This is a genomic window from Ruegeria sp. CG4 (assembly GCF_056537185.1).
Map to the genome: position 1 here is coordinate 68532 of NZ_JBQFRB010000001.1, position 26505 is coordinate 95036.

Annotated in this window: 27 protein-coding genes and 1 riboswitch; of the genes, 15 read left to right on the forward strand and 12 right to left on the reverse strand. The window is 58.7% G+C overall.

The window, feature by feature from the left end:
• A complete protein-coding gene (locus ACR0J2_RS00370; protein WP_480811353.1) occupies positions 1-702 on the reverse strand; it encodes a glutathione S-transferase family protein in 702 nt (233 codons plus the stop codon).
• Between the two features lie 167 nt (positions 703-869).
• Here ACR0J2_RS00370 and rpiA point away from each other — a divergent pair, with 167 nt between their 5' ends.
• The 6 genes from rpiA (at position 870) to ACR0J2_RS00400 (ending at position 7060) form a co-directional block, all read left to right on the forward strand.
• Entirely contained in the window at positions 870-1658 is a 789-nt protein-coding gene (gene rpiA / locus ACR0J2_RS00375; RefSeq protein WP_480811354.1) for a ribose-5-phosphate isomerase RpiA, read from the forward strand.
• A 129-nt stretch (positions 1659-1787) separates the two neighbouring features.
• Positions 1788-3146: a glutathione-disulfide reductase gene (gene gor / locus ACR0J2_RS00380; RefSeq protein WP_480811355.1), complete on the forward strand. Its 1359-nt coding sequence runs from the start codon at positions 1788-1790 to the stop codon at positions 3144-3146.
• 72 nt (positions 3147-3218) lie between these two features.
• The gene (hflK, locus tag ACR0J2_RS00385) at positions 3219-4364 is read left to right on the forward strand and encodes an FtsH protease activity modulator HflK (RefSeq protein ID WP_170616510.1); all 1146 of its coding nucleotides are present in this window, start codon (positions 3219-3221) and stop codon (positions 4362-4364) included.
• Positions 4364-5242, forward strand: a complete 879-nt coding sequence (hflC, locus tag ACR0J2_RS00390; protein ID WP_170806106.1) for a protease modulator HflC — start codon at positions 4364-4366, stop codon at positions 5240-5242. The genes hflK and hflC overlap by 1 nt, the downstream gene beginning before the upstream one ends.
• Entirely contained in the window at positions 5242-5436 is a 195-nt protein-coding gene (locus ACR0J2_RS00395) for a DUF2065 domain-containing protein (RefSeq protein ID WP_170616506.1), read from the forward strand. Before hflC ends, ACR0J2_RS00395 begins: the two co-directional genes overlap by 1 nt.
• Before the next feature lie 181 nt (positions 5437-5617).
• Positions 5618-7060 carry a Do family serine endopeptidase gene (locus ACR0J2_RS00400; RefSeq protein ID WP_480812016.1) on the forward strand — a complete coding sequence of 481 codons (1443 nt, stop codon included), beginning with the start codon at positions 5618-5620 and terminating at the stop codon, positions 7058-7060.
• A 223-nt stretch (positions 7061-7283) separates the two neighbouring features.
• Here the strand turns inward: ACR0J2_RS00400 and ACR0J2_RS00405 are convergent, their stop codons facing one another.
• The 5 genes from ACR0J2_RS00405 to ACR0J2_RS00425 form a co-directional block, all read right to left on the reverse strand.
• Entirely contained in the window at positions 7284-7952 is a 669-nt protein-coding gene (locus tag ACR0J2_RS00405) for a Crp/Fnr family transcriptional regulator (RefSeq protein WP_170806107.1), read from the reverse strand.
• A gap of 159 nt (positions 7953-8111) precedes the next feature.
• Positions 8112-8717 carry an inner membrane-spanning protein YciB gene (locus tag ACR0J2_RS00410; protein ID WP_170616502.1) on the reverse strand — a complete coding sequence of 202 codons (606 nt, stop codon included), beginning with the start codon at positions 8715-8717 and terminating at the stop codon, positions 8112-8114.
• A gap of 16 nt (positions 8718-8733) precedes the next feature.
• Positions 8734-9636: a DMT family transporter gene (locus ACR0J2_RS00415; protein WP_170616500.1), complete on the reverse strand. Its 903-nt coding sequence runs from the start codon at positions 9634-9636 to the stop codon at positions 8734-8736.
• An 88-nt stretch (positions 9637-9724) separates the two neighbouring features.
• Positions 9725-10903 (reverse strand): signal recognition particle-docking protein FtsY, encoded by a 1179-nt coding sequence (gene ftsY, locus ACR0J2_RS00420; RefSeq protein ID WP_480811356.1) that lies wholly within the window; start codon positions 10901-10903, stop codon positions 9725-9727.
• A gap of 58 nt (positions 10904-10961) precedes the next feature.
• Positions 10962-11600 carry a lysoplasmalogenase family protein gene (locus tag ACR0J2_RS00425; RefSeq protein ID WP_480811357.1) on the reverse strand — a complete coding sequence of 213 codons (639 nt, stop codon included), beginning with the start codon at positions 11598-11600 and terminating at the stop codon, positions 10962-10964.
• 142 nt (positions 11601-11742) lie between these two features.
• On the opposite strand from ACR0J2_RS00425, the gene ACR0J2_RS00430 reads away from it, so the two are divergent.
• Complete coding sequence (locus ACR0J2_RS00430; RefSeq protein WP_480489670.1) at positions 11743-12138, forward strand: hypothetical protein; 396 nt, start codon at positions 11743-11745, stop codon at positions 12136-12138.
• Positions 12139-12146: 8 nt separating this feature from the next.
• Here the strand turns inward: ACR0J2_RS00430 and ACR0J2_RS00435 are convergent, their stop codons facing one another.
• Together ACR0J2_RS00435 and xseA are read right to left on the reverse strand one after the other, a co-directional pair.
• Complete coding sequence (locus tag ACR0J2_RS00435) at positions 12147-12788, reverse strand: glutathione S-transferase family protein (protein WP_480811358.1); 642 nt, start codon at positions 12786-12788, stop codon at positions 12147-12149.
• A gap of 3 nt (positions 12789-12791) precedes the next feature.
• The gene (gene xseA, locus ACR0J2_RS00440) at positions 12792-14276 is read right to left on the reverse strand and encodes an exodeoxyribonuclease VII large subunit (protein WP_480811359.1); all 1485 of its coding nucleotides are present in this window, start codon (positions 14274-14276) and stop codon (positions 12792-12794) included.
• Between the two features lie 75 nt (positions 14277-14351).
• Between xseA and purD the strand changes: the two genes are divergently transcribed.
• Positions 14352-15614 carry a phosphoribosylamine--glycine ligase gene (gene purD / locus ACR0J2_RS00445; protein WP_480811360.1) on the forward strand — a complete coding sequence of 421 codons (1263 nt, stop codon included), beginning with the start codon at positions 14352-14354 and terminating at the stop codon, positions 15612-15614.
• 112 nt (positions 15615-15726) lie between these two features.
• Here purD and ACR0J2_RS00450 read toward each other — a convergent pair whose 3' ends face one another.
• On the reverse strand, positions 15727-16449 hold the full coding sequence (locus ACR0J2_RS00450) for an FG-GAP repeat domain-containing protein (RefSeq protein WP_480811361.1): 723 nt from the start codon (positions 16447-16449) through the stop codon (positions 15727-15729).
• Entirely contained in the window at positions 16449-16772 is a 324-nt protein-coding gene (locus tag ACR0J2_RS00455; protein ID WP_170346586.1) for a 2Fe-2S iron-sulfur cluster-binding protein, read from the reverse strand. Before ACR0J2_RS00455 ends, ACR0J2_RS00450 begins: the two co-directional genes overlap by 1 nt.
• Before the next feature lie 127 nt (positions 16773-16899).
• Here ACR0J2_RS00455 and ACR0J2_RS00460 point away from each other — a divergent pair, with 127 nt between their 5' ends.
• Entirely contained in the window at positions 16900-17271 is a 372-nt protein-coding gene (locus ACR0J2_RS00460; protein WP_170806116.1) for an OB-fold nucleic acid binding domain-containing protein, read from the forward strand.
• 234 nt (positions 17272-17505) lie between these two features.
• Complete coding sequence (locus ACR0J2_RS00465) at positions 17506-17997, forward strand: hypothetical protein (RefSeq protein WP_480811362.1); 492 nt, start codon at positions 17506-17508, stop codon at positions 17995-17997.
• A gap of 70 nt (positions 17998-18067) precedes the next feature.
• Here ACR0J2_RS00465 and ACR0J2_RS00470 read toward each other — a convergent pair whose 3' ends face one another.
• Entirely contained in the window at positions 18068-18766 is a 699-nt protein-coding gene (locus ACR0J2_RS00470; protein ID WP_480811363.1) for a glutathione S-transferase N-terminal domain-containing protein, read from the reverse strand.
• Between the two features lie 118 nt (positions 18767-18884).
• A riboswitch (SAM riboswitch) is annotated at positions 18885-18962 on the forward strand.
• A 64-nt stretch (positions 18963-19026) separates the two neighbouring features.
• On the opposite strand from ACR0J2_RS00470, the gene metZ reads away from it, so the two are divergent.
• On the forward strand, positions 19027-20217 hold the full coding sequence (gene metZ, locus ACR0J2_RS00475) for an O-succinylhomoserine sulfhydrylase (RefSeq protein ID WP_480811364.1): 1191 nt from the start codon (positions 19027-19029) through the stop codon (positions 20215-20217).
• A gap of 45 nt (positions 20218-20262) precedes the next feature.
• On the opposite strand, the gene ACR0J2_RS00480 is transcribed toward metZ, so the two are convergent.
• Entirely contained in the window at positions 20263-21045 is a 783-nt protein-coding gene (locus ACR0J2_RS00480) for a HalD/BesD family halogenase (RefSeq protein WP_480811365.1), read from the reverse strand.
• Between the two features lie 286 nt (positions 21046-21331).
• Here ACR0J2_RS00480 and folE2 point away from each other — a divergent pair, with 286 nt between their 5' ends.
• From folE2 to ACR0J2_RS00500, 4 genes are all read left to right on the forward strand, one after another.
• Positions 21332-22435 (forward strand): GTP cyclohydrolase FolE2, encoded by a 1104-nt coding sequence (gene folE2, locus ACR0J2_RS00485; protein WP_480526420.1) that lies wholly within the window; start codon positions 21332-21334, stop codon positions 22433-22435.
• A gap of 275 nt (positions 22436-22710) precedes the next feature.
• On the forward strand, positions 22711-23397 hold the full coding sequence (locus ACR0J2_RS00490; protein WP_480811366.1) for a hypothetical protein: 687 nt from the start codon (positions 22711-22713) through the stop codon (positions 23395-23397).
• Positions 23398-23447: 50 nt separating this feature from the next.
• A complete protein-coding gene (locus ACR0J2_RS00495; protein WP_170616471.1) occupies positions 23448-24896 on the forward strand; it encodes a TrkH family potassium uptake protein in 1449 nt (482 codons plus the stop codon).
• Complete coding sequence (locus ACR0J2_RS00500) at positions 24896-26470, forward strand: thiamine pyrophosphate-binding protein (RefSeq protein ID WP_480811367.1); 1575 nt, start codon at positions 24896-24898, stop codon at positions 26468-26470. The genes ACR0J2_RS00495 and ACR0J2_RS00500 overlap by 1 nt, the downstream gene beginning before the upstream one ends.
• The last annotated feature ends 35 nt before the right edge of the window (positions 26471-26505 follow it).

Genomic DNA, 26505 nt, shown 5'->3' on the forward strand with positions numbered 1-26505 from the left:
TCAGGTAGCTGAGCCTTCTGGTGGTGTAGCGTATGATGGTGCAGTGAACGGTGCAACTCCCAGCCCTTCCGCTGCGATTGCTGCGCGCGTTGCGGGGCGGGCTTCCAGTTGAAGCAAAAGCTGCCTCAGATGAGGAGTGTCAGTCAGTTGGAACCAGCTGCGATCGGCCTCGGCCGGATACAACGCCATCCATCGCATCATGCAGGCGATGTAGTATGACAGGGCCGACGGTTGGTCTGATCCAAACCAGCCCGGCGTGTCCTTCGCCTGCTTTTCGAGGATTGAAAGATGTCGTTTCAGCCGGGTCCGGATACCAGCCCGCAGCGCTTCTGTTTGCGCCGCCTCGATGTACTTCTCGGCATAGAACAAAATGCGCAGGTCTGCGTGCAGAGTGTTCGACGCAAAAAACAACCACTTCAGATACGCCGCGCGGTCCGGATGTTGCGGAGCCGGTGCGAGTTGCCCGTGTGTATCGGTCAACCACAACAAGATGGCTGCAGTTTCAAAGACCGGTCCCTGCGGCGTCTCCAAAACAGGGATAAGGCCGTTGGGGTTCAGTTGCTTATAGGCAGCACTGTTTTGTTCATCACGGGTCCGATCGACCAATGCGGTCTCATAAGGCAAACCCATCTCTTCCAACGCCAGTCGGATCACCAGCGAGGCGTTGTCAGGGGCGTAATGCAGGCGGTAGCGCGGTTCCATAATGCATATCTATTACGCACCTTTCCCGCAGGACACGCCGATTGCGACGTTTCCAATAGGAAACGCGTATTTTCGCGACAGGGCGCCCCGTTGAATTGGCGTTTTGGGTCTCGAAGTTGAGTGTGGCATTTCGTATAAGGCCCGCAGCAACTTGGGGGAAAGCTGCCATGACAGGGGATCTGTCGCCCATCGACAAGGCGAAATATGTAGCCGCGCACCGTGCCGCGGAAATGGTTCAGGACGGCATGCGTGTCGGATTGGGAACCGGATCAACTGCCGCTTGGCTTGTGCGTCGGCTCGGCGAACGGGTGCAAGTGGAAGGGTTGCGGATCAAGGGCGTGCCCACTTCGACCCGCACGGCACAGTTGGCGCGAGAGGTCGGGATCGAAGTCGTCTCGCTGGATCAAGCGGGGTGGCTGGACCTGACCATAGACGGCGCAGATGAATTCGATGGCGAATTGAACCTGATCAAGGGCGGCGGCGGTGCGCATCTTCAGGAAAAGATCGTGGCAACGGCCAGCGATCAGATGGTGGTCATTGCCGATGCAGGCAAAGAGGTTGAAACCCTGGGGGCATTTCCTTTGCCGGTCGAGGTGATCCCATTTGGCTGGCAAACCACGCGAACCCTGATCGAGGAAGCACTGGATACGATGGATGTGCTTGGTACCTCGGCTGCGCTGCGAATGAACGGCCAGGCCCCTTTTGTCACTGATGAGGGCAACCACATTCTGGATCTGCACCTGCAACGCATCGGAAATGCCCGTCAGTTGGCGCTGGTGCTGAACCAGGTTCCCGGAGTGGTCGAGAACGGGTTGTTCATCGATATTTGCGACAAGGTCGTAATTGGCCACGGTGACGGGCGGGTCGAACTGCGCGACATCAACGAAGGAACCCTGGAACTGGACCAGTTGGCCGATGGCGACAGGGACAATCTGTTTTCGGACCTCTCTGATTGAAAATTGCGGCTGGATTTTCTGCAAATGGCGAGAGAGAAACCCGAAATCCTGATCCTTAGGGGTTGGCAGACGATTTTCCGCGCCCAGATATCCAGAACCCTTCAGGCAAACTGAACAAAGGAACCCGGTATGAGCTTTGACTATGATCTTTTCGTTATCGGTGGCGGCTCGGGCGGGGTCCGTGCAGCACGCGTGGCCGCTGGTGAGACCGGCGCCAAGGTGGCGCTGGCGGAAGAGGATCGGTATGGCGGAACCTGTGTGATCCGGGGCTGTGTTCCAAAAAAGCTGATGGTTTTCGCCAGCGAGTTTTCCGGCATGGTAGACGATGCGCAGGCCTATGGATGGGATGTTCAGCCGGGTGCGCTAGACTGGAATACATTCCATGGCAAACTGGTGGCGGAACTGGACCGGCTGGAAGGTATCTATCGCAACATTCTGAAAAACAACGGTGTCGAAAGCTTTGACCAGCGCGCCACTGTGGTCGATTCCCACACGGTTGAGCTGGCGGATGGGACACGCAAGACGGCCAAGCACATCCTGATCGCCACCGGCGGACGCCCTGTGGTGCCCGAATTTCCGGGCTCTGACCTAGCGATCACATCAAACGAAATCTTCCACCTCGACAAGCTGCCCGAATCCATCCTGATCGTTGGTGGCGGCTATATCGCCAGCGAGTTTGCCGGGATCATGAACGGGATGGGGGTCAAGACCACCCAGTTCTATCGCGGTGCGCAAATCCTGCGTGGCTTCGATGAAGAAGCGCGTGGTTTGATCTGCGAAGAGATGCGCCAGAACGGCATCGATGTGCGCCTTGGCACCAACGTGCTGGAGATGACCAAGGAAGGTGACAAGATCCGGGTAAAGGCCACTGACGGCGCTGAAGATCGGTTCGATGTTGTCATGTACGCGACTGGCCGGGCTCCGAATGCGGATAATCTGGGGCTTGAGGCACTGGGCGTCGAACGGGGTCGCAAGGGCGAGATTGTGGTGGATGAGTACAGTCAGACCGGCGTGCCCTCGATCTATGCCATCGGTGATGTAACTGATCGCGTGAACCTTACGCCGGTCGCCATTCGCGAGGGCATGGCCTTTGTGGAAACTGTGTTCAAAGGCAACCCGACCCCGGTTGATCATGAACTGATCCCGACGGCGATCTTCACGCAACCGGAATTCGGAACCGTCGGACTAAGCGAGGAAGAGGCTGCGGCACAGGAGCCGGTCGAAGTTTACGCGACATCCTTCAAGCCGATGCAGAAAGCCTTCGCCGGCGGCACGCAGCGGGTATTGATGAAACTGATCGTCAGCCAGGCGACCCGCAAGGTGCTGGGCTGTCACATCGTAGCACCAGGTGCGGGCGAGATGATTCAACTGGCCGGGATCGCCGTCAAAATGGGCGCGACCAAAGAAGATTTCGACCGTACGGTTGCGGTTCATCCGGTAATGGCGGAAGAACTTGTTACAATGCGGCAACCTGTGCGCACTGCTTGATTTGCAACCGCGCGCACACAAGTTACAAGGGACCCCGTGATCACACGGGCCTAAACGAAGGAATAGACACATATGGCGGGCAACAGCGGCGGCCCCTGGGGGGGCGGAGGCTCCTCGGGCGGCGGAGGAAATCGGGGTAACAACGGTGATGGGCGCAAGCCCCCCGAAGGAGATGGCCCGCAGATCCCCGAGATCGACGAGCTGATGAAGAAAGGCCAGGAGCAGCTACGCGTGCTGATGGGTGGTCGTGGCGGCGGTGGCCGTGGCGGCAACGGTCAGGGCGCAGGTGGCGGTGGCCCGGTCTTCACCAAAGGCACGGTGGTTATTGGCGCTCTGGTCGCAGTAGGCCTTTGGGCGGCTGCCAGCTTCTATACCGTAAAACCGGAAGAACAGTCGGTTGAGTTGTTCCTGGGTGAATTCTCGGCCGTTGGGAATCCGGGTCTGAACTTTGCACCCTGGCCGGTTGTGACCGCCGAGGTTATTCCGGTTACCCGCGAACAGACCGAGGATATGGGCGGCACGCGCGGCAGTGATGATGGTCTGATGCTGACCGGCGACGAAAACGTGGTGGATATCGACTATCAGGTCGTTTGGAACATCAACGATCCCGCCAAATTCCTGTTCAACCTGCGCGATCCACGCCAGACAATTCGCGCGGTGTCGGAATCGGCGATGCGGGAAATCATCGCGCAAAGCGAACTGGCCCCGATCCTGAACCGCGACCGGGGTATCATCGCTGATCGTTTGCAAGAATTGATCCAGGCGACGATGGACAGCTACGACTCGGGCGTGAACATCATTCGTGTGAACTTCGACAAGGCCGACCCGCCGCAGGACGTGATTGCTTCGTTCCGCGACGTTCAGGCCGCCGCGCAAGAGCGTGACCGCCTTCAGAACGTCGCCGACGCCTATGCGAACCGCGTACTCGCCGAGGCGCGCGGTGAAGCCGCACAGGTTCTGGAAGAAGCCGAAGCCTACCGAGCCCAGCAGATCAACAGTGCGATGGGTGAAGCCAGCCGCTTCAGCGCGGTTCTGGAAGAGTATTCCAAAGCCCCGGATGTAACCCGAAAACGTTTGTATCTAGAGCGGATGGAACAGGTTCTGGGTGACGTCGACAAGATCATTCTGGACGAGAACTCGACCGGGCAGGGGCAGGGCGTCGTGCCTTATCTGCCGCTGAACGAGCTGCGCCGTAACCAGGCCGAGGGGAGCAACTGATGCGTAAGTCACCCATTATTCTGATCGTTCTCGTCATCCTGGTCGTTGCCGGACTGTCGTCGATCTTTATCGTCGACGAACGTGAACGCGCCCTTGTTCTGCGTTTTGGACGGGTCGTAAACGTCAAGGAAGAGCCAGGCCTTGCGTTCAAGCTGCCGGTTTTCGACGAAGTGGTGCGTTATGACGACCGCATCCTTTCGATCGACGTGCAGCCGCTTGAGGTGACACCACTGGACGATCGCCGCCTTGTGGTCGATGCCTTCGCCCGTTATCGGATTGCCGATCTGAACCAGTTCCGTCAGGCCGTTGGTGTCGGTGGCGTTCCGGTGGCCGAGGATCGTCTGGACCGTATCCTGCGCGCTGAAACACGCGAAGTTCTGGGTTCGGTTTCGTCGCGCGACATCCTGAGTTCGGACCGTGCTGCCCTGATGCTGCGCATCCGCAACAGCGCGATTGCCGAAGCGCAGGCGCTGGGCGTTAACGTGATCGACGTGCGCCTGAAGGCCACCGATCTGCCGCAGGCGAACCTTGAGGCTACGTTCGACCGGATGAAAGCCGAGCGGGAGCGTGAAGCCACTGACGAACGCGCCCGTGGTAACGAAGCGGCGCAGCGTGTGCGCGCGCAGGCCGACCGGACCGTGGTCGAACTGGTCTCGGACGCCAACCGTGAAGCCGAGATCATTCGTGGTGAAGCTGACGCTGAACGCAACGCGATTTTCGCCGAAGCCTTTGGCAAGGATCCGGAGTTTTTCGAGTTCTATCGCTCGCTTTCCGCATATGAGCGCGCGCTGGGCGGCGGCAACAGTTCAATGGTGCTGAGCCCGGACTCGGATTTCTTTAATTACCTGAAATCGCCTACAGGTCAGGGCGGCCGGTAATGGGTATGATCCTTCTGGCCTTCGGGCTGGTGCTGATTGTCGAGGGGCTGGCCTATGCGCTGGCCCCTTCGCTTATCGAACGGATGCTGGAAACCCTGCGGACCCTGCCCGAGCAGGCACGGCGAATTACGGGTCTTTTGTGCGTGATCAGCGGGCTGATCCTTCTGTGGGGTGCCTATCAGCTGGGCTTTTGAGCAGGACATCTCACTTGCCAGTGATTTCCACGCGATCCTGAGTTGCGGGACAGGTCAAACTGACTACATTAGTCCGTAAGAAGGGCCGCGCGAGAGTGGCCACCTGAATAATTCGACAAGGAGACCCCAGGTGCAGGCAAAAGCACGCAGTATTTCCCTCGGGCGTGAAGACGCGGTTTTTATGGTGCGGTGGATGTGGTTGGCCTTTGCCGCAATGGTGTTGGTTATGGCCCAGACCGTCGCCGTTCAGGCCCGGGGCGAAAGCCTTGCGCCGCTGGCAGAAAAGATCAGCCCCGCGGTTGTCAACATCACGACCAGCACGCTGATCGAGGGCCAGACGGGCCCGCGCGGGATCGTGCCCGAAGGGTCACCGTTCGAGGATTTCTTTCGTGAGTTTCAGGACCGTAACGGTGACGGCGATGAGAACCTCCCACGCCGCAGCAATGCGCTGGGTTCCGGGTTTGTGATTTCCGAAGACGGGTTCATTGTAACCAACAACCACGTCATCGCCGAAGCGGACGAAATCCTTGTCGAATTCTTTCCCGGTGACGGGCAACCCGTAAAGGAGTTGCCGGCCAAGGTGATCGGCACGGACGAAAAGACCGACATCGCACTGCTTAAGGTCGAAGCGACCGGTCCGCTCAAATATGTAAAGTTTGGTGACAGCGACACGGCGCGCGTTGGTGACTGGGTAATAGCCATGGGCAATCCGCTAGGGCAGGGGTTCTCGGTCTCGGCCGGGATCGTATCGGCGCGCAACCGCGCGCTCAGCGGCTCTTACGACGACTACATTCAGACGGATGCTGCGATTAACCGGGGCAACTCGGGGGGGCCGCTGTTCAATATGGATGGTCAGGTCATTGGTGTGAACACCGCGATCCTGTCACCCAATGGCGGGTCCATCGGTATTGGCTTTTCCATGGCTTCGAATGTGGTGGTCAAGGTTGTCGATCAACTGCGCGAATTCGGCGAAACGCGTCGCGGCTGGCTGGGTGTGCGCATTCAGGACGTGACCGAAGACATGGCCGAAGCCATGGGGCTGGAGAAGCCCGGTGGCGCCCTGATCAGCGACGTGCCCGAGGGGCCGGCAAAAGAAGCCGGGCTGAAGGCAGGTGACGTGATCCTGAGTTTTGACGGTGTCGAAGTGGAAGACACGCGCGGGTTGGTGCGTCAGGTTGGGGAAACGACGGTCGGCAAATCCGTTCGCGTCGTTGTCCATCGCGATGGCGGTACACAGACCGTTCTGGTCACTCTGGGTCGTCGCGAGGATGCTGAACGTGTAGAAAACGGAGACGAGCCCGCGCAGACGGACGACGAGGACGAAAACTCCGAGATCCTGGGGCTGACCATTTCCCCGCTGACCGACAAGCTGCGGGAAGACCTTGGTCTGGATGCCGAAGCCGACGGGCTGGTCGTCAGCGAAGTTGATGAGGCGTCCGAAGCCTATGCCAAGGGATTGCGGGCCGGTGATCTGATTACCGAGGCCGGTCAGCAAAAAGTGACATCCGTCAGTGACCTCGAAACACGCATGGAAGAAGCACGAGAGGCCGGGCGCAAGTCCCTGCTGCTGTTGGTGCGTCGCGGAGGTGAACCCCGGTTCGTCGCACTCAGCCTTGGTGAGTGACCCAAGGCGCAAAAAGGTAATCGGGCCGGAGTGTAAACTCCGGCCCTTTTTTGTCTGAAATTGCTGATGGAAAAGGTGAGCCATACGCCTGGGAAGGACGTATGGCTCTGGTACAGGGAGAGGTCAGTGGACAGATATCGGGGATGATTCTCTGACCTCTTACGGTAACAGTTATTAATTTAGTGTTAACGCCGCCGCATGTATGTGAAGCAGGTCACAGGCGTCAGATCAGGTCGGATTCGGCCAGTTCCTGCAATGCATCGAAGTCCTGGATCAGCAACCCACCCCGTGACGCCTGAACGATATTGTCACGTTTCCAGGTGGATATGGTCTTGGACACCGCCTCGCGCGTGGCGCCCACGAATTCGGCAAGTTCGCTTTGCGACAGGGTTATCCTGTCTGCCGGATTGTCCTGAAGTTCCGAAAGGTGAAGCAGTTTGCGGGCCAGCCGGATCGGCATCGGCAAAAAGACCTGCTCGTTCAGCTGCGAGCCCATCCAGCGCATGCGCAGACCTGCCAGACGGATCATGTCCTCGGCCAGATCGGGGTGCTGTCGTATTTGACGCAGCACATCGTTGCGCAGCACGCGCAGGACACGCGAGGGTTCGGCAGCGGAAATGGTGGCGGTACGCGGGCCGTTATCAAACAGGGCGATTTCGCCGAAGATCTCACCCGGACGCATCAGCGTCAGCGTAAGCTTTCGGCCGCTCATCGCCAAAAAGGACACTTCGAGTGTGCCTTCCAGAATGGCATAGAGCGCGTTGCCCTCGTCACCCTGTTCGAAAAGGGTTTCTCCGTCGTTCAGTGAAATTTCGGTAGCCTGCGCGGTAAGCATGGCTTTCAGGCGGTCAGATGCTTCGGCAAGAAAGCCGCTGTTTGGGAAGGCCGTCATGAGTGTACGGGGCTCCGGATGGGGGTGGTGAGTGGTTACCCCATTCTTCACAGCTTTGGCGCTTAGCCAAGCTGTTTGTGGGTAATTGCCGGATTTCAGACAGAATACTTGGCGCCAATGCGGGCATGTTCACGGTTTTGTGATGCCAGCTGTCGTAACCTATTGATGATCCGGGTCGTCCATATAGCTTTGCAGCAGGTTGAATTGCAGCATCAGAAAAACCATCAGGGCAATCGGAAACCCGAAGGTTTCGATTTTGACCCAGAGATCGGTCGACAAGGTCCGCCAGACAACTTCGTTGGCAACTGCCAAAACGGCGAAGCAGCCACAGAGGCGACGTGTCAAAATCATCCAGCCCTGATGGCGCATGGGCAACATCTCGTCCAGCACATAGGCGAGATAGGATTTCCCCTGCAAAAGACCGATGCCCAGGATGACCGAGAAGAAGCCGTAGACCAGCGTGGTTTTCATCTTGAAAAACCGCTCATCATTGAACCAGGCCGTCAGACCGCCGAAAAAGATCACCATGAAGGCCGTGAAGATCTGCATCCGGCTGAGTTTTCCGGTCAGAAACCACAATATGCCCATGGCACCCAGCATCAGCGGTACAAAGATGATCGTCGCTATGATGAAGCCGGAATATTCGATGCCGCCGATCAGGAAACTGTCGTCACGCAGGCGCAGATAGATGAAGAAGAAGGCCAGAGGCGGGCCCAGTTCCAGCACCTGTTTCAGAAACGGGTTGATTTCTTTGTTACCTGTCATGATTCTGTCCTGCTGCTTACCCGCCCATTTCAACTATTACTGCACCCAATGCAATCAAGGCCATCAGGGCAATACGCCGGGGGCCGACGGTCTCTTTCAGCACCAGCCATCCGATCAGGGCCGCGAACACGGTCGAGGTTTCGCGAAGCACCGCGGCCTCGCCCACTTTGTCCAGCCGTGTGGCGAGCATGATGGCCCCGAAGGACAATGGGGCGATGATACCGCCCGCGAGCCCGCGCAGCATCAGTGGGCCAATCGCAGGGCGATGGATCATGGCCCGCCATCTGAGGAAGGCATAAATCGGCATTGCCGCCCCGTCGATCATGAAAAACCAGGCCAGGAATGTGAACGGATCGGCGGTCGCACGAATGCCATAGGCGTCATAGGTTGTATAAAGCGCTACGAACAGCCCGGTTACGACGGCCAGAAACAAGGCGATACCCAGCGTTTCGCGGTTCGTCTCGAGATAGCGCAGGTTGTATCCGGCCAATCCGAAGATACCGGCCAGTAACACCGCGACGCCGAACCACTGCGTGGTCGAAAATGTCTCGCCGAACAGCAGGTAGGCACCAATAACGGTGAACAGGGGGCCGGTGCCGCGCACCACCGGGTAGACCACGGTGTAGGAGCCTTTGGTGTAGGCCAGCGCCTGCAAGGTCTTGTAGGCGATGTGGATCAGCCAGACGACTGCGAAGATGGGCCACATATAAGGTTCGGGCCAGGGCACGACGAAAAAGGCAAAGGGCGCGGCCATCAGGCAGTAGCAGATGTCAATCGCGCCGCGTGACAGCCAGGGGTCGTGACGCCCTTTCTGCAACGCTCCGAAGACCGCGTGCAGGAAAGCCGCCATAAGCGCCAGTCCCAGCGCAAGTTGGTGGCCCGCTTCGGTGCCTTCGAGGGAAATCAGCCAGTCGCTCAACTATCGGCCTTTTGCTGGGTGGAAAGGGTGGGGGGCTGTCTGCCCCCCACACCCCCCGAGGATATTTTCAGCCAGATGAAGGGGCGGATCAGCCCTTGTCGAGGCCAGTGAGGGCGGCGGCGAATTCTTCCGGGTCGAATGGGGCCAGGTCGTCGATCTGTTCGCCGACACCAATGGCGTGGATGGGCAGACCGAACTTGTCAGCGAGCGCCACAAGAACACCACCCTTGGCAGTGCCGTCCAGCTTGGTCATCACAAGGCCGGAGACATCGGCCAGTTTGCGGAAGGTTTCAACCTGGCTCAGCGCGTTCTGGCCGGTGGTGGCGTCGAGGACCAGAAGGGTGTTGTGCGGGGCGGTTTCATCGACCTTGCGGATGACGCGGACGATCTTGGCCAGTTCCTCCATCAGGTCGGCACGGTTTTGCAGGCGGCCTGCTGTATCGATCATCAGAAGGTCCGCCCCTTCATTCTGCGCACGGGTCAGGGCGTCGAAAGCCAGCGAAGCCGGGTCGGAGCCTTCGGGCGCGGTCAGGACGGGGACGCCAGCGCGGTCGCCCCAGACCTGAAGCTGTTCGACCGCGGCGGCGCGGAAGGTGTCGCCCGCCGCGATGACCACTTTCTTACCCGCGGATTTGAACTGGCTTGCCAGCTTGCCGATAGTTGTGGTTTTGCCGGATCCGTTGACGCCAACAACCAGAACCACCTGTGGGCGTTTGGGGTAGATGGGCAACGGCTTTGCAACAGGTTCCATCACTCGGGTGACTTCCTGCGCCAGAAGTTGCTTGATTTCCTGGGTCGACAATTTGCGGCCAAAACGACCTTCGGCCATGTTGGCCGTTACGCGCAGGGCGGTATCCACGCCCATGTCCGAGGCGATCAGCAACTCTTCAAGCTGTTCGAGCATGTCATCGTCAAGCGTGCGCCGTACCACGACCTGAGTGTCGCCCCGATTGAACAGCCGTCCCAGAACACCCTTGCGCTGCGCCGGGGTTGCTTCGGGCGGCGGCGGAGCCGGCGTAGGGTCCGCCGGAGAAGGTGTTTCGACCGGTTGCGGGGCGGGGGCCGGTTCAGGGGCGGGGACTGGTTCGGGGGTTGGGGCCGGTTCGGGAACCTCCGGGACGGGCTGAGGCTCAGGCTCTGGTTCGGGGATGACCGGATCGGGGGCGGCCGTTTCTTCGCCGCCATCTTCGACAATCGCATCGAGCCCCTGTTCCAGCCGGGACGAGGATTTGAACAGCCGATCCTTGAGCTTTGAGAAAAACGCCATCTTTGGTCTCCGCAGGTGTTCTCTTCACCTAATGCGGATTTGCGGCAGTTGCAAAGGGTCAGAGAAACGCAAGCAGCAATGCAGCTTGTGCGCCCCAGTAAAGCGGCCAGACCAGATATGGGGTCAAGGCCATTGCGGGATGCTGGGGCGGAAGCAGGAACTTTTCTGTGGCCAGGATCAGGTCGGATGCGATGAAGGCCAGCGCTCCGGGAAGAGCCCAGCGTAATGATCCGGTCTCGGGCAGGCTCAGAACCGTGATCCCCATGCCCAGAATGATCGGGATATAGCAAAGCACCGGGATCTTCAGATCACCAGCTCGTGGTGCCAGAAGTGTCGCCGCGACAATGCCCAACAGAACCAGCGACCAGACAAATCCAGGCCGGTCCAGGATCAGCGCCGGATCGCTGCTGGCGTGGGTCAGAAACAGGGCAATATAAGCCAGATGCCCGGCTGCAAAAGCACCGATCCCGGCCATGAACGTCGCCTCGGTCTCTTGCGACAGCAAAGCATCCCCTACGGCGCACATCGCCAGGGCCAGGATCAGCAGGGAAGGGGCAGCGGCAACCGCTGCGATCAGCGCCAGGATGGCAACCGATCCGGTCTTGAATGCCGTTCGCACTAGGCTGGCCGGTTTTGGAGACATCGGAAGGTAGGCGATTGCAAACAATGCGGCGATCCAGAACAGCGTTGTTGTCATCCCTTACTCTCCTGCCAGTGTCGGCTGTTGGTTCTGATGCAGTGTCAGCCTGATGTGCCGGGCAACTCAACCGGTAACGTCAAGGAAACCGGTCGCAGAATGCTGGTTGGCGTCGGATTGCGGCATCTGACAATATGAAACCATGTTGAGGCATTTGGTGATTCTTCTGATTGCGTCCGCGCAGGCCGCAACCGCGCAGACTGCGCTATCGGCTGCAGAGTTCGACGAATACACACGCGGCAAGACCCTGTTTTATGGGTTCCAGGGGCAGGTATATGGGGTGGAACGCTATCTGCCCGGGCGCAGGGTCATCTGGTCGTTTCTGGATGGCGATTGCAAGGAAGGTGTCTGGTACGAGCAAAATCAACAGATATGTTTCGTCTATGAAGACCGACCGGACCCTCAATGCTGGTTGTTCACCAGATCGGGTGGAAGGCTGATTGCGCAGTTCGAGGGCGACCCTCAGGAGACTGAACTGTACGAGGCTGATGACCGTGGCGAAGAAATGGTGTGCTATGGCCCGGAAATCGGAGTTTGAGCCTTTGATTAACGCGCACGCAGGCTTTCGTAGTTAATCATGACGTGATCGCGATAGGCCGGTCTGGCCGACAGGGTTTCATAGTATCGCCGTAGGTGCCTGAATGGTGCGCGCGGGATGTCGATGTCAAAATACCTGTACAAAATGTGGCCCAACTGGATGTCGGCCAGCGTGAAACTGGTCCCTGCGATATAAGCGCTATGCGACAATTGTTGGTCCGCAATGGCTAGTTTGTCTTCCAGCACATGCAGGGCAGCGGTGATCGCAGTTTCATCCCGGTCGGAGGGTGCCGTTCTAACGACTCGCCAGAAGACCGGCACGGTAAAATTCATGGCGACGTTCAGCTTGGCCCATTCCGCCCATTTATCGACCGTTGCACGTCGGACCGGGTCGTCAGGCCAGAAATGGTCATCAGCATAGCGTGCAGCGAGGTATCGAAGGATCGCGCCCGTTTCCCAAATTGGTGTACCGTCGTTGTCCTGTACCACCGGAATTGTCCGGTTTGGGTTGAGGGCCGCGAAGGCATCGCTGTCCAGCCCGCCAAATTCATGTCCGACGTCATGGCGGCGAAACGGCAGGCCCAGTTCGCCGACACACCACATCAGCGCCTGAACGTTGGATGATGTTTTGCGACCCCAGATTGTCAGCATGAGTCAGAAAAGCGATCCCTGATCCGGGGCGTCGGGTTTGGTTTTTTTGGCCGCTGGTTTGGCCGATCCGCCGGTTGTCAGACGACCATCAGAAAATTCGATCTCAAGGACAGTGTGCACGGCTGCCTGCGACTTGGTTGTAACGACCGCACCTTCTGCGCGAACCACAGCGTACCCTCGTTCCAGCGTCGCTTTGTAACTGAGCGTTTCGCGCAGCCGGTCGGTCGCGTCCAATTGTTGACGCAGCCTGTCCAGCCGGGATTTGTGCGCTGTATTCAGACGCTCTGACAGTCGGTTCAGGTTTTCGGTGCGGTTTTTTAACTCTTGCCTGATCGGGCGCAGAGACAGGCGGGACGTCAGGTTGCGCCATCGGTCGCGGCGGGTTTCGACAATCCCGCGCAGGGTTGACGGGCGCAAATGTGCGGATGTGTCCAGCAATTTGACGCGCCGGTTCTGAACACCGCGGATCAGGGCGTTGGGCAGGCGGTCCGAGACCTGATCCAGGCGTTGCCTTGGTGTGTCGAGCAGGCTGTCAGCCCTTGGCAGCGCGCGTGACAAATCCCTTAAGCGCTGCGAACGGCGTTGCACGGCATCCGTTGCCGCCCGCGACAAACGCGCGCCTTGTTCGCCGGTCCAGGCCAGCAATTCCAGCCGCACAGGTACCGCCAATTCGGCGGCGGCGGTGGGCGTAGGGGCCCGACGATCCGAGACGAAGTCGATCAGGGTCGTGTCCGTTTCATGCCCCACGGCTGAAATCAGTGGAATCGCGGATGCGGCGGCAGCCCGCGCGACGATTTCTTCGTTAAATCCCCAAAGGTCTTCGATCGAGCCGCCACCGCGCGCAACAATGATCAGATCAGGGCGTGGCAAAGCGCCGCCGGGCGTCAGCCGATTGAACCCTTCGATTGCCCGCGCGACCTCGGGCGCGCAGTTGGCGCCCTGAACTGCAACCGGCCAGATCAGTACCTTTCGCGGGAACCGGTCGCGCAGCCGGTGCAGGATGTCGCGGATCACCGCGCCGGAAGGAGAGGTCACAACGCCGATGATCTGGGGCAGGTAAGGCAGGTGAGTCTTGCGTTCGGGCGCAAACAGGCCTTCCGACTCAAGCTGTTTCTTGCGTTTTTCCAGCAACGCCATCAGCGCGCCTTGTCCGGCAACCGCAACTTCGTCGACGTTCAGATTGTATTTTGATTGCGCGCCAAAGGCGGTCAGCCGTCCGGTGACGACAACTTCAAGACCTTCTTCGGGCACAACGGAGAGGCCGGAAACCTGACCTTTCCAGGTTGTGCAAGCCAGGACGTTCCGGTCATCCTTTATGTCATAGTACAAATGCCCCGAACGTGCTTTGAAGACGCGACCGACCTCGCCGCGCACACGGATTCGGCCAAACGCACCTTCGAGGGTCCGTTTCACTTCGCCCGAGATGTCCGAAACGGTGTATTCAGGGGTATTCTGGCCGGGAATTGGGTCGTCTAGCAGGTCGGACATTTCAGCGCCTTGTTTCAAATGCTCACCCAGCTTAGAACGCCGCGCAGGCAAGGCCAAGCAGATCGGAGAGCATTCATGAACATCCTTATTCTCGGCAGCGGCGGGCGTGAGCACAGTCTGGCCTGGGCGGTGCTGCAGAACCCCAAATGCGACCGTCTGATCGTGGCACCCGGAAATGCCGGGATCGCGCAGATCGCCGATTGCGCGGCGCTGGATATCGAAAACGGTGGCGCGGTTGTCAGCTTTGCCGAAGAAAACGCGATAGATTTCGTGATCGTCGGGCCTGAAGCCCCTTTGGCGGCAGGTGTTGCCGACCGGTTGCGGGAAGCGGGCGTTCTGGTTTTTGGACCGTCGGCCGGTGCCGCACAACTTGAGGCATCAAAGAGCTTTACCAAGGAAATCTGCGATGCCGCGGGTGCCCCGACAGCGGCCTATGCCCGGTTCACCAAGGCCGGTCCGGCCAAGGACTACATCCGGACCCAGGGTGCGCCCATCGTCGTCAAGGCGGATGGTCTGGCTGCGGGCAAGGGCGTGATCGTGGCAATGGACGAGGACACTGCGCTGGCGGCCATTGACGACATGTTCGGTGGCGCTTTTGGCGGTGCCGGAGCCGAGGTCGTGATTGAAGAGTTCATGGAGGGCGAAGAGGCCTCGCTTTTCGTGCTGTGTGACGGTGAAGATATCCTGTCCATTGGCACTGCGCAGGACCACAAACGGGTTGGAGAGGGCGATACTGGGCTGAACACCGGCGGCATGGGCGCATACTCTCCCGCACCGGTTTTGAACGCCGAAGTCGAAGCGCGTGCGATGGAAGAGATTGTGCGCCCGACCATGGCCGAGATGAAACGTCGCGGGGTGCCGTTTCAGGGCGTGCTTTATGCCGGGTTGATGATCCGGGATGGGCAGCCGAGGTTGGTCGAATACAATGTTCGTTTCGGCGATCCGGAATGCCAGGTTCTGATGATGCGACTTGGCGCGCAGGCGATGGACCTGATGCACGCAGCCGCCGAGAGGCGTTTGCGCGATACACAAGTGAATTGGGCAGATGATCATGCGATAACGGTTGTCCTGGCTGCAGAGGGATATCCGGGGACCTATGAAAAAGGTTCGGTGATCCGGGGGTTGGATGACCTGCCGGAAGACAGCAAGAACATGGTGTTCCATGCCGGAACCAAGTCTTCTGAAGGGCGGATTACTGCGTCGGGCGGGCGGGTTCTGAATGTCACGACACGTGGCGGGTCGTTGCAGGACGCGCGTGACAGGGCTTATGCGATGATTGATGCGATAGACTGGCCGGAGGGTTTCTGTCGGCGGGATATCGGCTGGAGGGCACTGTAAGCTCTGGCAGAGGTCTCGTGACGGGCTTGTCGTCGTTTTATGATCAGGGGGCTTTGCCCCCTCGGCCTGCGGCCTCACCCCCAGGATATTTTTGGCCAGATGAAGGGGCGGATCAGCAAGTCAGGGCTTGGGTGAGGCTGTCGCGGCCCCGGAACGGTCCCAGATCTGTTGATTGCCAGCCCTTGTCATACGTGACGCTGACAATACGAGACCAGTTGCCGTCGGCCAGTATCAGCGAGGGAGTGTCCCCGCAGGAGCGCAGGCCGCCGGAGATGAAATCCTCGCCGATGCGATGGTTCGTCAGATTGGGAATTGTTGCGATCTCGGTCAGTTGGTTGTTCTCGAAACGCCAGATCCGTAGCGTTTTTGCAAGATGAGGGCGGTCGACATAGGCGATTTCGACATGGCCGTCGTTGTCCAGGTCCGCAGCGCCGACCGGTGCGAGCCAGCGGAAACGGGTGCCGATGTAGGGCGTGGCCGCGATCAGGCCGCCGCCGTTGTAGATTGCAAGCCGGGCACCCTTGTCGCGATGGCTTTCGACGACAAGGGCTTCGCGACGGCCGTCGTTGTCAACGTCGACCAGGCGCGGCCGGATGTCTTCGAAAACACGTTCTTCTGGCAGCCGTATAGTATACTGCGTCGATCCGGGTGCGTATTGCAGGACCAGCGCGCCGTATTCAATCTGATCACCCAGAACACCATGGGGGTATCGCGCCGTGGGTTCGAAGTATTCGGCCGAGCCCAGTGGTTCATATTGCCACGGTTGCTGCGATTGTGCCGTGACCGGACATACACCGAGTGCGATTGCGACGGCGACGACCGGTCTGGCTGGCATCAGATCTGTTTTTCCGGCATCTGCACGACCAGACCGTCCAGAGCATCCGTGACCTTGATCTGGCAGGTCAGTCGCGAGCGGGCCGGATCGGGTTCAAAGGCAAAGTCCAGCATGTCTTCTTCCATGTCGTCCTTGGCCGGGATTTTCTCGACCCAGTCGGGGTGAATGTAGACATGGCAGGTCGAGCAGGCGCAGGCGCCGCCGCAATCGGCCTCGATGCCGGGAATGTTGTTGTCACGGGCCCCTTCCATGACGGTCAGTCCGTTGGCGACCTCGACAGTGTGTTCGGTACCGCCATGCTCGACATAGGTGATCTTTGCCATTGCGTGCGTCTTCCTTTTGCGATGTTCGAAACCTTCCTTAGTCAAGGCATTTAGCTCTTTCCAGCCTCATTTGCGACTCGGCGTGCCGCGACTGGACTTTCTTGTCATTTGTTCTATTTTTGTTCTTATGCTTGTTGTCCCTGTTCGCCCCACAGATCAAAACAGCGATTGGCCGCGCCCGCCCGCGTGCCTGCCCGCCTGCCAACTGAACGCCCCGCCCGAAGGTGCACGCGTGACGGTGGCGGGGCTGGTGATCCTGCGGCAGAGACCGGGGACGGCCAAGGGGGTGATATTCGTCACGCTTGAGGATGAGACCGGCATCGTCAACGTGGTGGTCTGGCGCAAGATCTACGAACAATTCCGCCGCGCGGTGATCTCGGGGCGGTTGTTGAGGGTAACGGGCCGGATGCAGCGGGCGCATTCGGTGACACATGTGATCGCGGAAGAGATCGAGGATATCTCGGGGATGCTGGATGTGTTGGTGCGGGGGGAGGGATAGGTCTGCCTTACGGACAAAGTGGACGCTTGCCGGTTGCAAGACTTGCGGTCCGGCGCTCATGGATACGTGCTTTATGATCCATGTGTGAGTATAAGGCGCTTTTCCGCCGCTTTGACGCCGGTTGGTCGACTCTCTGGTGCCGGAAGGGTACTTGCAAGCATCTTTGCGCGTCGGCCTTTGTCAAAGCCTGGGCTTGACAGTGCACCACTCAACGTCTTCTCGAAGTCAGTCCGGATGCCCAACGTAACACAAAATGGATCGCTCAAAAAAAATGTCCGACCGGATGAGAGCCAGATCCACGATCGTTTTGTCGAACTTTCAGAGTTCACGCGATCAAAAGGATATGTACACACCGCCAAAATGATCGATGAGGCACTGAATGCTTACGCCTTCGAACGCAGGCACCTTGGGATTGCAACAACGTACCTCTCAGAATTGCAGCAGCAGAAGGGCGTTGAGTTGTCACGGTCGGAGGAAGAAACAGATCGGAAACAGCATTCGGTTCCAAACTTCCGCTCTGCGCGGTCGAAAAAACCGATTGGCGTGGATTTCAAAAAGACAGAGCGTTCAGTCGGCCCAGCTCAAACAACAGAGACAGGGCATGCGGCTTTTGTCCTGACCGCCCGGATGCGTACGGACGGCAGCAATGCTGCGCAAATGCGGAAGGGTCTCCGGAAAAACAAGCTGATGCCTTTGCCGGCGGAGCCTGAATTCCTGTTTCGCTAGCGGTCTTTGGTATGGCCAAGGTAGAAACAGCAGATGATCATTGAGAGCCCAATCTGGCTTCTTCACAACATTATCGCTTGAATAGCACCCCTTGCGATTGCTTGTCCCGGTGATCGCCGCGCAAATCGGCATGCAGCGCGCGACCGGCCTGCACGCCGGGGCGGGCACTGACGGCTTCCAGCCAGCGCGCAAAATGGGGCTTGTCCTCAAGCACTTGCTGTTGACCTTCCCACAGGCTGGCCCAGCCCCAGATTGACATGTCGGCGATGGAATAAAAATCGCCCGCGACGTACTCGTTTTCCGCCAGCCGACGATCCAGTACGCCATACAGACGCCCAACCTCTGCCCGGTAGCGGTCCTTCGGATAGGGGTGGTCCTGCGGCGGGTCCATGTTCGGGGCGTATTTGAGGAAGTGGTGCGCCTGACCGGCCATGGGGCCGACGCCGCCCATTTGCCACATCAGCCATTCTTCGACGGCAATGCGATCACGCTCGGTTTCGCCATAGAACCGTCCCGTCTTGCGGGCCAGATACATCAGGATCGCGCCGCTTTCGAAGACCGAAACCGGGGCGCCGTCCGGGCCGTCGGGGTCGACAATTGCGGGCATGCGGTTGTTCGGCGAAATCTTCAGAAATTCGGGGTCAAACTGATCACCCTTGCCGATATTGATCAGATGGGTTGTGTAGGGCAGGCCCATCTCTTCCAGGGCAATGGAAACCTTCCAGCCATTCGGTGTCGGCCAGAAATACAGATCGATTGGTTTGGTCATGGCTCCTCCGTGTATCGGCGATCATGCGGCTTTCTGCCGGTTCGGCAAGAGGCGGTTACGAAAGCGTGACAGAACCAAGCGCAGCCTTGACGAATAGCGGCCCGAGGCGTATGGCAGCACAGAGCTACGTGGCGATTTGTTACCGGATTGCGGGCCACGCTAAACAACACCGCTAAAAGGTCAGGATGAAAGACCCCTTTCGCTTGGCCGCGTCTGGGGTTTTTTGTTTGCCTCCCGCGTCGGGGGCGGAAAGGAAAAAGATGAGCGAGACCTGGAACAAACGCACTCAAGCCGTTCATGGCGGTATTCGCCGCAGCCAGTATAACGAGGTCAGCGAAGCGATCTTTCTGACGCAGGGTTTCGTCTATGACACTGCCGAGCAGGCCGAGGCGCGATTCATCGAATCCGGCCCGGATGAGTTCATCTATGCCCGCTATGGCAACCCAACCGTGGCGATGTTCGAACAGCGCATCGCCGCTCTGGAAGGCGGTGAAGATGCGTTTGCCACCGCTTCCGGCATGGCGGCCGTGAACGGCGCGCTGACGTCGATGCTGCAGGCCGGTGACCATGTTGTTTCGGCCAAGGCGTTGTTTGGCTCCTGTCTGTATATTCTTGAAAGCATCCTGACGCGGTATGGCGTTGAGGTGACGTTTGTGGACGGAACCGATCTGGCCGCGTGGGAGGCTGCGATCCGGCCGGACACCAAGGCTGTTTTCTTCGAATCCATGTCGAACCCCACGCTTGAGGTCATTGATATTGCCGCAGTGTCCCGGCTTGCTCATGCGGTCGGTGCAGTGGTTATCGTCGACAATGTGTTCTCGACCCCGGTCTTCTCGCGCGCGATCGAGCAGGGTGCCGACGTGGTTGTGTATTCAGCCACCAAACACATAGACGGGCAGGGGCGTGCTCTGGGTGGTGTGATCATCGGCACTAAGGAATTCATCCGTGGCACGGTCGAGCCGTATCTCAAGCATACAGGCGGCGCGCTGAGCCCGTTCAACGCCTGGATCATGCTGAAAGGGCTGGAAACGATGTCGTTGCGCGTAAACGCGCAGGCCGAGACGGCGCAGACAGTTGCGGAAGCGCTTGAAGGGCATCCTGCTCTGGTTCGCACGTTGTATCCGGGGCTGAAAACCCATGCGCAAAACGCGCTTGTTCAGGATCAGTTGGGCGGCAAGGGCGGAACGGTTCTGTCGTTGGATATCAAAGGCGGAAAAGAAGCAGCCTTTGCATTCCTGAATGCCATGACCATTCCGGTGATCTCGAACAATCTGGGTGATGCGAAGTCGATCGCGACACACCCCGCCACAACCACGCACCAGCGCCTGAGTGAGAAGCAGCGGGATGAGTTGGGCATCACGCCGGGCCTGATCCGCCTTTCAATCGGGCTGGAAGACCCGACAGATCTTCTGGCGGACATTCAACAGGCGCTTGCGGCATCGCAAAAGTAGACAGATGCACCCTGTGGCTTGCAGTCGCCGCAGGGTGCACGTGCCTCAGGCCCGTCCGTAGAAACCCATCCGCTCGGTATCCGAAAACGTGACGCCGGGATTTTCGTAATAGGAGAACACGGCAATTATTCGTGGCTTGCTTCCTGCTACGGGCGTCACCCGATGGGCGGTATTCTTGCCCTTGAACACGTTCAGGGTTCCGGGGCTCAGGGAAATAGCCCGACTGTTTTCATCGTTGCCGCTCAGCAGTCTTGCGACGCCGTCATAGTTCGGGTCGGCTTCACTGCGCAGGTCTTTCCGGTACTCAAAAGCGCCACCCTGATCCGGTGCCTGTAACAGCATCGTTGTAGTGAACTCTGACCGGTCAAAATGCCAGTTCAGGGCCTGACCCTCGCGATAGGACATTACGTTCACCCGGGCCATCGGATCGTCCATCACATACAAAGTGGGTTTGTCCATCGTCGCCGCCAGAAATCGGGCGAATTCGGGCCATTCATAAAGTCTGAGCAAGGCAGAGTCAGGGATCTGGTCCGCGCAAAGCGTCCGGTTGGATGTCTGAAACTCCTGCAAAGCCGGGTGGTCGCCCGGCAGGCTGTCGATCTTTTTGAAGTAAATGTTGTGTCGGCGCTCGTGCAGAAATGCTTCGCTGTCAAATCGGGGGGCCATTTCCGCTACCGCCGCTGCCGCGACCTTGCTGTGCATCAACCCTTCGAGGTTGAACATTCCGGTCGCTTCAAGGTCTTTGCGACAAGTTTCGACAAGCGCGTCCCATTCCGGGCTGCCGGGTTTGTCGATTGGAAACCGGTCAAGATCAAGAATGTCTCTCATGCCCTTCCTTTCCTTTGCTGGGGTCCTGCACCCTTTGCACCTACTGAAAGGCTAGGTCGGGAAATTTGACTTAACTGTCCCGTTTGCGACAGACATCCAGTCCTGGGCTATCGCGACTTGCGAACCAATGCGGGAATTTCGCAAGGAACGGCGCATTCTTGTTGAAAATGACGGTTTTGCATTACTTTTTGCAGTGCGATCTGATACTGCGCGCCTATCGGGCAAGACTGGTAAAAGAACGACAGTCGTATATATTCCGACGACCAACCCCGAGGAAATCTGATTGATGAACGTTTACCCCGGCGACCTGAACGACGCACCTGACGACGAAGATGCTGCCGCGGCGCTGAAGCTTCTGCGCAAATGGGCAGAATCTGCGACAGAGGCCGAGATAAATCAGCTTGATCCTGCGGTTGCCCGGCTTGTTCCCGGCTTGATTGCGTCCAATTATCCCCCTTTGTCGCGGCAATACCCTCAGAACTTTCGCGTCGATGAGGCGTATCGCGCGACGTTGCCCGATCTGCAAAACGGTCCGTCCAGCCTGATCCGCGGCGCAAAGCAGCAAATTCAGCATGTCGGTATCTCGAATTTCCGCCTGCCGATCCGCTTTCACCGCAAAAATGATGAGGATCTGACGCTGGAAACCTCGGTCACGGGTACTGTCAGCCTTGAGGCCGGGAAAAAGGGCATCAACATGTCCCGGATCATGCGATCCTTCTACAAACACGCGGAACGCACCTTCAGTTTCGAGGTGATGGAAGCAGCGCTGGATGACTACAAGACCGATCTGGACAGTTTCGATGCGCGTATTCAGATGCGGTTCTCGTTTCCCGATCGCGTTGAAAGCCTCCGCTCTGGCCTGGGTGGGTTCCAGTATTATGATATCGCGCTTGAACTGGTCGAACAGAACGGCGTGCGTCAGAAGATCATGCATCTGGACTACGTCTATTCCTCGACCTGCCCATGTTCGCTGGAATTGAGCGAACATGCACGCGCATCGCGGGGGCAACTGGCGACACCGCATTCGCAGCGTTCGGTCGCGCGAATCTCGGTCGTTGTCGACAGCGCCGCAGATTGCTTGTGGTTCGAGGACCTGATTGCCCTGTGCCGTCGCGCGGTTCCGACCGAAACTCAGGTCATGGTCAAGCGCGAAGATGAGCAGGCGTTTGCCGAACTGAACGCCGCCAACCCGATTTTTGTCGAGGACGCCGCTCGGTTGTTCTGTGCCGAACTGCTTGCGGACCATCACATCGGCGATTTCCGGGTAGTTGCCAGTCATCAGGAAAGCCTGCACAGCCACGACGCGGTGTCCATTCTGACAGAAGGGCCGACCTTTGCGGCGGCCAGTCTGGATCCCCGGCTGTTTACCACATTGTTCCACGTCGGTTGATCTGCCTGATTTAAGGGCAGTTTTCCGAAAATAGGGTGCGTCTTGGCGATTTATTGCCGCACCGCAGCAAAAATTCTGCACAAGCACAAATATTTGGGTAGTCTGCAAGACAATGCAGATGCAGCATGATCGCACCAGGTGGTGCGACACCTTAAAGGATGCCGGGACGTGCAACGCCTTGGATTGCAAATTCGGTCTGCCGCCCAAAGGGCCCGAACCGGGGAACCCCCTTTGCTCTGTCTCTGCCTGCATCGCTTTCAGAGGAGAATTAGTAGATGAACCCGATTTCCGGACCATTGGAACTTCAGGCTGCGGCCGTGCGTGTGGCTGGCTATGCCATGGTCAATCAGATGAAGATCATGCAAATCATGACCCGCTCTGCGATCGAGTTGCCTTTAGTACCCTTGCAGGCACTACGTGCGGCAGCGTCTGAGTCCTCTGCGGTGGAACCTGCTAAGGAAGCAGTCCGCGCAAAGCCAGCGGCAAAGCCAAAGGCAGCGGTAAAACCCAAGATCCGGGCAAAACCTAAAGCGCAGGTAACGCCAAAGGCACCTGTTGTCAGAGCGTCGTCTGTCACGCCCAAACCGGTGGCAAGGAAAGTGGAACCTAAGACCGCGCTGGTCGCCAACGCTGCCACGCCGAAACCTGCCAGCGCAAAATCGTCCGCTACTATGGCCAAGGCGCCGACGCCCAAAAAGCCAGCGGTCAAGCCGGAAGCGGTAGCAAAGCCTGAAACCGTCAAAGTGGCGGCACCCAAGTCTCAGGCAGGCAAGACGGCCGAAATAGTGACAACCAAACTGCCGGACGACAAGCCAAAGCCTGTCGCGCGTCAAGCAAGCAAGGCTCCCGAGGCACAAGCGGCGGCAAAGCCTAAAACCGCTGCCGAACAGCCGGTGCGGCGCACCCGGGCACCTTCCAAACCGCCTGCGATGCCAGTTCAGGCACCAAAATCGGACAGTTGAACCCGACATCCGCTTGACACAGTCGTGCAGGCGCGCCAACGCTGCGCCTCATGACGGATATGCGCCCGGTTGGATATGTGATTGGCCTGTTGGTCGCCATTCTAGGGGCGACCATGCTGCTGCCGTTGCTTGCTGACCTGATCGAAGGGCGGGGCGAATGGAATGTCTTTCTGGAAAGCGCCGTCATTACCGTTATGACCGGCGTGGTCCTGGCCATGAGCTGTTCAAACGGTGTGGGCGAGGGGCTGACAATCCGCCAGACCTTTCTGCTGACAACCGGCGTGTGGGTTGCCCTGCCGGTGTTTGGCGCTATTCCGTTCATGTTCGGCGAAACCGAACTGCGTTTCGTTGACGCCTATTTCGAGGCCATGTCCGGCCTGACTACGACAGGGTCCACGGTTCTATCGGGCCTGGACGGCATGCCCACTGGATTGCTGCTGTGGCGCGGAATCCTGCAATGGTTGGGCGGGATCGGAATCATCGTGGTTGCGATGGTGTTCCTGCCCGAACTGCGTGTCGGGGGAATGCAGATCTTCCGCTCGGAAGGCTTTGAGACCATGGGAAAGATTCTGCCGCGCGCGCAAGAGATCGCCGGGCAGATTTCCATGATCTATGTTGTACTGACTCTGATTTGTGCCCTGGTCTATGCAGCCTTCGGGATGAGTTTTTTCGACGCCGCAGTGCATTCGATGACGACCATCGCGACCGGAGGATTTGCTAACTATGACAGCTCATTCGCCGTATTCTCGGGTCCGACAGAGTATGCCGCTGCCGTTTTCATGATCCTGGCTGCACTGCCATTCGTGCGGTATGTGCAACTGGCCAATGGCAACACCGGTTCGCTTTGGCAAGACAGCCAGATTCGCGCCTTTCTGGCGACCATTGCGGTGTTGGTCGTTGTCATGACCGTCTTTCTGACGACCGTGTTCCCGCACCATTGGGAAAGAGCCTTGCGGGAATCGCTGTTCAACATCACCTCGATCATTTCCGGCACGGGCTATGCCAGCGTCGACTACATGGGTTGGGGCAATTTTCCGATTATGCTGTTCTTTCTGATCGGTCTGATCGGTGGCTGCGCGGGCTCCACGGCCTGTTCGATCAAGGTATTCCGGTATCAGCTTTTGTTCGCGTCGATCAAAACCCAGATCAGCCGCATTCGTTCGCCACACGGCGTGTTCACACCGCAATATGACGGCCGCCCCATCAGCCGAGATGTTCTGACCTCGGTCATGAGCTTCTTCATGTTCTTCGTGCTGACGATGGGTGTCCTGTCCTGGGCGCTGGCTCTGACCGGATTGGATTTCATTACATCTGTGTCCGGTGCTGCAACCGCACTTGCCAATGTCGGACCGGGCCTCGGCAATCAGATCGGACCGGCCGGCAATTTCGCGGGGTTGAGCGATACGGCGAAATGGCTGCTGATCACGGGTATGCTGGTCGGTCGGCTTGAACTGCTGGCGGTTTACGCGATCTTCACCGTTCAATTCTGGAGAAGTTGATGAAAAGAACCCTTGGTGCGCAGATCTCGCATATGCTCAGGGATCGTGGCGTAGATGTGATCTTTGGCATTCCGGGCGTACATAATCAGGAAATGTATCGCGGTATCGAAGAAGCGGGCATCAAGCACGTGCTGGCGCGGCACGAGCAGGGGGCGGGCTTTATGGCCGACGGCTATGCTCGTGCTACCGGGAAACCGGGCGTGGCTTATGTGATTTCCGGACCAGGGTTGTGCAATATCATGACGCCGATGGGGCAGGCTTATTCCGATTCCGTCCCGATGCTGGTCCTGTCCTCCTGTCTGGATGAGGTAAATGCCCAGCGGGGCCAGTTGCATCAAATGAAGGATCAGCGCGCCGCCGCGGAAACCGTGGCGGACTGGTCCTGCCTGGCCAACACCGCCGACGCGGCCTTTGGCCTGGTCGAACGCGCGTTCGAAGAGTTTGAGCTGAAGCGCCCACGCCCCAAACACATTCAGGTGCCGATCGCACAGCTTGAGGCCGAGGCCGACCCGGCGCCGTTCCCGAATCAGCCCGGGCTCAGAACAAAAGTGCTGCCACCTGATATCGCGCCGGTCCTGTCGATGCTGAATATCTCGCGCCGCCCCCTGTTCATTCTGGGCGGAGGGGCGCATTCAAATCTGTGGCGGCAGATATTGACGCAACTGGGGGCGGCATGCTTCACCACTTTTGCGGGGCGGGGCATGGCGGGCACCGGTTACGCTCTGGATTTCGGGGCGATGCTGACACGACCGGGCAGCGCCGATGTGATCGCGTCAGCGGATCTGATTGTCGCCGTTGGGGCGGAACTGGGGGAAGTCGATCTCTGGCGCGACAAACTTGGGCACACATCGCAACTGATCCGCGTCGATCTGGACCCCGAGGTTCTGTCAGACCGGCATCGTGCAGCGATCAAGCTGCAGGCGGATGGTGAAAGCTTTGCGAAAACGCTTTGGGCGGTGTTGGATAAGGTGAAACCGGCAACTGGTTGGGCCGCCGAGGAGGTGGCCAGCGCCCGTACCAAGTGGCGGGCCGAAATCGACGCCGAACGCCCCGGGATCGCCGCAGCGATTGATGTGATGCGCGCGGCTTTGCCCGCAGATACGATGATTTACTCGGATATGACGCAGTTTGCCTATGTCGCAAAGGAACTCTGGGACATGGACTATCCGTATCACTGGCATCACCCGACCGGGTTCGGCACGTTGGGATATGCGTTGCCTGCCGGCATTGGCGGCGCGATTGCCCGACGCGGCAAGCCCACGGCCGTGATCGCCGGGGACTATGGGTTCCAGTACACGATGCAGGAATTGGGCGTGGCGGTCGAACTGGGTTTGTCCCTGCCAATCATTCTGTGGGACAATGGCAAGCTGAAGGAAATTGAAGACAGCATGGTGCGCAGCCAGATTGCGCCGAATGCCGTTGAGGCTCGCAATCCAGATTTCTGCAAGCTGGCCGAAGCATTTGGCGCGTTGTCGTCGCAGCCCAACTCGGGGGTCGGCTTGCAATCCGCCATCCGTGCGGCGTTGGATGCGCCGGTGCCCACGCTGATCCGCGTCACACCGGACATATTCTGAAGCTTCGGAAAACAGATATGGCGCCGCCTGGTCTG